Raw genomic sequence first — 5,580 nt, 5'->3', positions numbered from 1 at the left:
CTCGGCGGCCAGGTGCACGAAACGCTGCGTTCCTACACCTATCTTTATCCGCACACCGGCAGCGTCCACTCCGAGGATGCGCACGGCAAGAACGTCTACAACGACCCCGATCTCGCCGCCGCCTGCGCGCTCGAATATGTCGAACAGGGGTTCAACGCCGTCAAACTGGACCCGGCCGGCCCCTACACCGCCTTCGACGGCCACCAGCCGCGTCTTGTCGATATCGACCTGTCCACCCGCATGATCAAGGCGATCCGCGAGGCGGTCGGCACCCGCGCCGACATCCTGTTTGGCACGCACGGCCAGTTCACAGCGTCCGGCGCGCTGCGCATGGCGCGCGCCATCGAGCCCTATGATCCCTTGTGGTTCGAGGAGCCGGTGCCGCCTGACATGCCCGAAGTCATGGCGCAAGTGGCCCGCGCGACCTCGATCCCGATCGCCACCGGCGAACGGCTGACCACCAAGTTCGAGTTCGCCCGCGTCATCGAGAACCGCGCCGCGACCATCCTGCAGCCGGACCTCGGCCGCTCCGGCGGCATTCTCGAAACCAAGAAGATCGCGGCGATGGCCGAGGCCTACCACATCCAGATCGCCCCTCACTGCTATTGCGGGCCGATCGTCGGTGCGGCCAACATCCAACTGGCGGTGACGCTGCCCAACTTCCTCATCCTGGAATCGCTGAAGCAGTGGGACGGTTTCCATGCCACGCTCTTGAAGAAGAAGATCGAGTGGCAGGACGGCAATGTCATCCCCTCGAAGGAGCCCGGCCTCGGCGTCGAGCTCAACGAAGCGGTCTGCGACGCGCATCCCTATACGGGCAAGGACCTGCATTTGCAGATGATGCAGACCCCGCTGATGCCGTGAGCGAAAGCTACGCCTTCATCGGGCTTGGCCATCTCGGCGGCAACCTTGCCGCCAGCCTGATCCGCAACGGCTTTGCCGTCACCGTCTTCGACCGCGATCCGGCCGCCGCTGAGCGCCTGGTGGCGCTCGGCGCCACCGCCGCGAGCAGCCCGGCCGAGGCCGCCGGCCGGGCCGGCAATGCCATCACGTGCTTGCCTTCGCCCAAGGTCAGCGAAGCGGTGCTGGCCGGACCCGGCGGATTGCTAGAGGGCCTTCCCAAGGGCGGTACCTGGATCGAGATGTCGACCAACGGCCGCGACGAGATTCTTCGCCTTGCGGCCCTCGCCTCGGCCAGGGGCGTCGAGACGCTGGAATGCCCGGTCACCGGTGGCGTGCATCTGGCGGCGGCTGGCAAGATCACCGCGCTGGTCGGCGGCGATCCAGCGCTCTACGAACGTCATCGGCCGGCCATCGAGGCGATGTGCGCAAAGTCGTTCCTGATGGGTCCGGTCGGCTCGGCGGCGGTGATCAAGGTGATCACCAACATGCTCGCCTTCATCCATCTCGTCGCCGCCGGCGAGGCGCTGATGCTGGCGAAACAGGGCGGGCTCGACCTCGCCCAGTCCTACCATGCCATCTCAGCCTCCTCCGGCAACAGCTTCGTCCATGAGACCGAAAGCCAGCTCATCTTGAACGGCTCCTACGACATCGGCTTCACCATGGACCTGGCGCTGAAGGACCTCGGCTTCGCGCTGGCGATGGGCAGGGAATTCAGACTGCCGCTCCAACTGGCGCCGCTTGTGAGTGAGATTTTCCAGATGGGCAAACAGGAATATGGCGGCAGCGCCTGGTCCACCCAGATCGTCAAATTGCTCGAGGATGCCGTCGATACCGACCTGCGCGCGCCCGGTTTTCCGGCCAAGCTGGAACTCTGACATCAGCCAGTTATCAAGCGATTTCAGGACGTTGGATTGATGGGCGGATTCATCTGAATCAATCTGTCAACGGCTTGATTCAGTATCTGAGCGTCAATGCACCCGGCAGGATCTCGAAGGTCGCGGGTATGCGTCCCGGCGACTCGCCGTCTATATCGACCAGGGCGCCACTCTCTGACGCATCGCCGAGCGGCTCGACCACCACTTTCCTGCCGCGCAGGATGGTGATCGCCGGATGGTTGCGGTGCCGGCCGCCATAGAGCAGCCGGATGTCCCAGATCAGCTTCAGCTTGCCGGCGGCGCGCAGGATGACGATGTCGAACTGCCCGTCGGTGATTTCGGCATCCGGCGCGATCATCATGCCGCCGCCGAAGAACTTTCCATTGGCGACCGCCACCAGCGCCATGCGCGCTTCGACGGGTGCGCCGTCGTCGACCGTGATCCTGACGTCCTGAAAACGGTAGCGGATGAACTCCACCACGGTGCGCCACAGGAACAGTGCCTTGGCCGACATCCTGCCCTTGCGCTTGTCGGCATTGACGGCGCGGTCGGTGGCGCCGGACAGGCCGAGACTGGCGATGTTGATGAAGTGCCGGCTGGCCAGCGCGCCGTGATCGTCGATGTAGCCGATGCGCCCGGCATCGACCTTGCGACCCTTGGCTTCGGCCAACCGCTTCAGCACGGCATCCACCTCTTTCGGCAGGCCGAGCCCGCGCGCGAAATCGATGCCGGTGCCGCACGGCAACAGGCCAAGTTCAGTGATCCGGCCGCTCTCCTGGGCCGCCTGCAGAAGCCCGTCGGCCACTTCGCTGGCGGTGCCGTCACCGCCGGCCGCAATCACCAGATCGAAGCCAATCATTGCGAGATCGATTGCCAGCCTTTCGGCATCGCCTTCGGCCTGCGTTTCGCGCAGCTCGAATTCGCCGAAATGCTTTTTCAGCGACACGGCAACATCAGGCCAATGCCGTTTCAGCCGGCCGCCACCGGCAATCGGGTTGAGAACCACTCCGACTTTCAAAATACCCGCCCTCCCCGGCGCCGGACATGCAGGTCCGATCCTTTGCCGGCATTGAAGCCCGCGACCACCGGCGGAGCAAGGGGCGCTGTCGGCTCGTACGCAAAAAAGCGGGCGGGCTGTCTAAAGCAGCCGGCGCTCGAATTCCCCGGTTTGTGGCTAACGATCCCCGGTAATCCCGCTATCCACAGGGCAGCGGCCATTCCCCAGGACCCTTACTCGGCGTACATTAAACCCATCTCAGGCGGCTACCGATCATCAAGCCGAAAGGCGAAGTGAAAGGCGGATTTCCTGAGGCCCGTACGGCCCGAAGCGAGAGCAGGCTTGCCTGTTTCGAGGGACGGAGCCGAGACCTACGGGGCCGCGGAAAGCGTGCCAACGCCGACGGCGGACCGATGCTGCCATGAAGGACGGCAAAAACCTTCGATGGTGCGCAGGGCAAAGCTCGCAAGGGTGGAGACCGGCGTGGTCCCGAACGGACGCTGCTCTCGGGCGGCGGACTGGCAGGACCGTCAAAATCAAGGCCGGCAAGGCGCGACGACTTTACGGAAGTTGCTGCCGCGACCGTGTCCTGATCTGACAGGGAGGCGCTGGGAGAAATCCCGGCGCCGACTGTCTTTTTGGCCCCCCGATGCCCTTTGGCGGCGATCTTGCGAGCGCCGCTTCTCCACGCGCTAAAATCGGTTAGTATCGCCTGGTCAGAGCCCGTTTGAAAACGCGCTCTGCCGAGTCGGATGGCGTGGTTTTCGAGAACCGAAGCGTAGCGGACCTTTGAGTCCGTGAGCATCGGAAGCGCAGAAAACCGCGTCAGGCGGCCGGCAGAGTAGCGTTTACAAATGGGCTCGTAGAAGGGGGATACTTCATGACGCTCATCCAGAAGCTTGCCGTTGCCTATGCTTTCCTGTTCTTCGGCGTCGTCGCCATCGGCTACATACCGGCGTTCAACGATGCCAACGGCAATCTGTTCGGCCTTTTCTCGCTGCAATGGTATGACGACCTGCTGCACGCCTTCTCCGGCGTCTGGGCGCTGGCCGCCGCCTTCATCTCCCACCGCCAGGCAGTGTTCTATTTCAAGCTGTTCGGCTCGGTCTACCTGTTCGACGGCGTGCTCGGGCTGGTCACCGGTTCCGGCTGCCTCGACGCCGGTATCTTCATCAACGGCTTCCGCTCTCTCAACGATATCGAATTCCCGGCCCGCTTCTTCGCCAACCTGCCGCACATCGTCATTGGCGGCTTCGCCGTCTATGTCGGCTTCCGGCTGGCCAGGCGCGTACACGACCACTTCGCCACGGCCTGACCAGGCATGTTCCTGTTCCGCTGGCTGAAGCGCATCATCAAGACGATCCTCTGGCTGATCGTCGTCGTCATCCTCATCCCGATCGCCGGGCTGAGCTACGGCTTCCTGACGACGTCGTCGCTCGACAAGACGCCGCTGCCCGGCATTGCCGACGGCGCGCCGCCCAAGGCGCTGGCCGACAAGGTCCGCGCCGAGATCCCCGGCTACCAGCGGCCGGAGGAATCGACCTTCCTGACCTATCCGGAATGGGCGATCGTCTACGCCGCGCGCGAATATGCCGGCTTCGTCGACAAGGAGCAACCGAGCGGCTTCCCCTACTGGTCCTATATCGGCCGCTTCTGGCAGGACTACGCCATGGTCATCCGCGCCAGCGCTCCCTACAAGTTCAACTACGCCAACCACCAGATGCTGGTCATCATCGGCACCAGCCACTCGATCGAGCATATCCTGCAGTGGGCCTATGAGAACACGGTCGGCCGCATCACCGAGGCGACGACGGCCAAGCGCACCGCCGCCGACATTTATCAGGCCAAGGTGGCGGCGGACTATGCCGCGTTTCTCGACCAGGTGCCGTGGTATCAGTTCCCCTATGCCGACAAGCGCGCCGGCCTGTTTGCCGTGCAGTCGGCGCCGGGCGACAGCTCGATCCGCACCAGCGAACGCAAGCTGGCGTTCGGCCTCGCCGACACCATCAAGCAGGGCTATGCCGACCTGATCAAAAAGGCCCTCGCCGCCACAATGGACCCCGCCTTGCTCGACATCCATGTCTGGGCCAAGGGACCCGTCGGCGAAGCCACGCGCAACGAGCCCGACACCTTGCTCGAACGCGACATGGGCGCTGACGGCACGATCTTCGTCACCAGGCGCTATCAGGTCTTCACCGAAATGATCCCGCGGCTGATCGACAAGGGCGTGTCCTTCGTCGAGTTCGGCGGCAATGACGAGATCATGGTCACGGTGCTCTCCACCGATACGATCGCCGTTCCCGAAGGCATGCGCATCCTGTTCAGCTATCCGCTGCCGGCCGATCAATCCACGCGCCGCACCGGCATGGTCGTCGCCGTGCGTAAGCTGCATCTCGTGCTGCCGGCGCTGATCAAGTCCGGCGCCAGGCTCGAACACGTCTACGATTACTGAGGCCTTTCGGTCACGCCCGGCCAAGATTAGGCATTTCCTGGCCTCCGCCACGCCCATTCCACAATCGCGGCCAAATCCCGCCTTGTTCGCGCGCGAAGGAATGGGAAGAAATGGAAGGGCTGCCGGGGGGCATCTCGAAGGGACAAGACCGTGATCAAGACCGCCCTTGTCGCCATGACCATTGTCGGCTGCGACTGCGACGCCAAGCTTTGCGAATATATCGGCGAGACGCCGGCCAAATGGTCGACCGTCGCCGAGTGCGAAGCCGCGATGAAGAGCCAGATGCTGCACGAGCGCAATTTCAACTATCCGCTCGTCTCCGGCATTTGCCGCACGAAGGGTTCGTCGTCCTC

General features: G+C 63.7%; 5 protein-coding genes and 1 pseudogene. 5 read left to right on the top strand and 1 reads right to left on the bottom strand.

What is annotated here, in order from left to right; genetic code table 11:
- Both EN925_RS21035 and EN925_RS21030 read left to right on the top strand, forming a co-directional pair.
- Positions 1-864, top strand: an 864-nt coding sequence (locus EN925_RS21035) for a mandelate racemase/muconate lactonizing enzyme family protein (protein ID WP_164894306.1), incomplete at its 5' end; no start/stop codon positions are given.
- Positions 861-1,778 carry an NAD(P)-dependent oxidoreductase gene (locus EN925_RS21030; RefSeq protein ID WP_127369569.1) on the top strand — a complete coding sequence of 306 codons (918 nt, stop codon included), beginning with the start codon at positions 861-863 and terminating at the stop codon, positions 1,776-1,778. The genes EN925_RS21035 and EN925_RS21030, both read left to right, overlap by 4 nt.
- A 79-nt stretch (positions 1,779-1,857) precedes the next feature.
- On the opposite strand, the gene EN925_RS21025 is transcribed toward EN925_RS21030, so the two are convergent.
- Positions 1,858-2,796: a diacylglycerol kinase family protein gene (locus EN925_RS21025; RefSeq protein WP_127369568.1), complete on the bottom strand. Its 939-nt coding sequence runs from the start codon at positions 2,794-2,796 to the stop codon at positions 1,858-1,860.
- 859 nt (positions 2,797-3,655) lie between these two features.
- Here EN925_RS21025 and EN925_RS21020 point away from each other — a divergent pair.
- The 3 genes and pseudogenes from EN925_RS21020 to EN925_RS21010 all read left to right on the top strand — a co-directional run.
- Positions 3,656-4,090 (top strand): hypothetical protein, encoded by a 435-nt coding sequence (locus tag EN925_RS21020; protein ID WP_063172921.1) that lies wholly within the window; start codon positions 3,656-3,658, stop codon positions 4,088-4,090.
- A gap of 6 nt (positions 4,091-4,096) precedes the next feature.
- Positions 4,097-5,227 carry a hypothetical protein gene (locus EN925_RS21015; protein ID WP_127369567.1) on the top strand — a complete coding sequence of 377 codons (1,131 nt, stop codon included), beginning with the start codon at positions 4,097-4,099 and terminating at the stop codon, positions 5,225-5,227.
- 150 nt (positions 5,228-5,377) lie between these two features.
- Positions 5,378-5,580 (top strand): annotated as a pseudogene (locus EN925_RS21010) (hypothetical protein); the annotation flags it as partial.

The organism is Mesorhizobium sp. M7A.F.Ca.US.006.04.2.1, from assembly GCF_004022915.1.
GTDB classification, from domain to species: domain Bacteria; phylum Pseudomonadota; class Alphaproteobacteria; order Rhizobiales; family Rhizobiaceae; genus Mesorhizobium; species Mesorhizobium ciceri.
The sequence above is the reverse complement of the archived record's forward strand: the minus strand, read 5'-3'. Positions and strand labels throughout refer to the sequence as shown.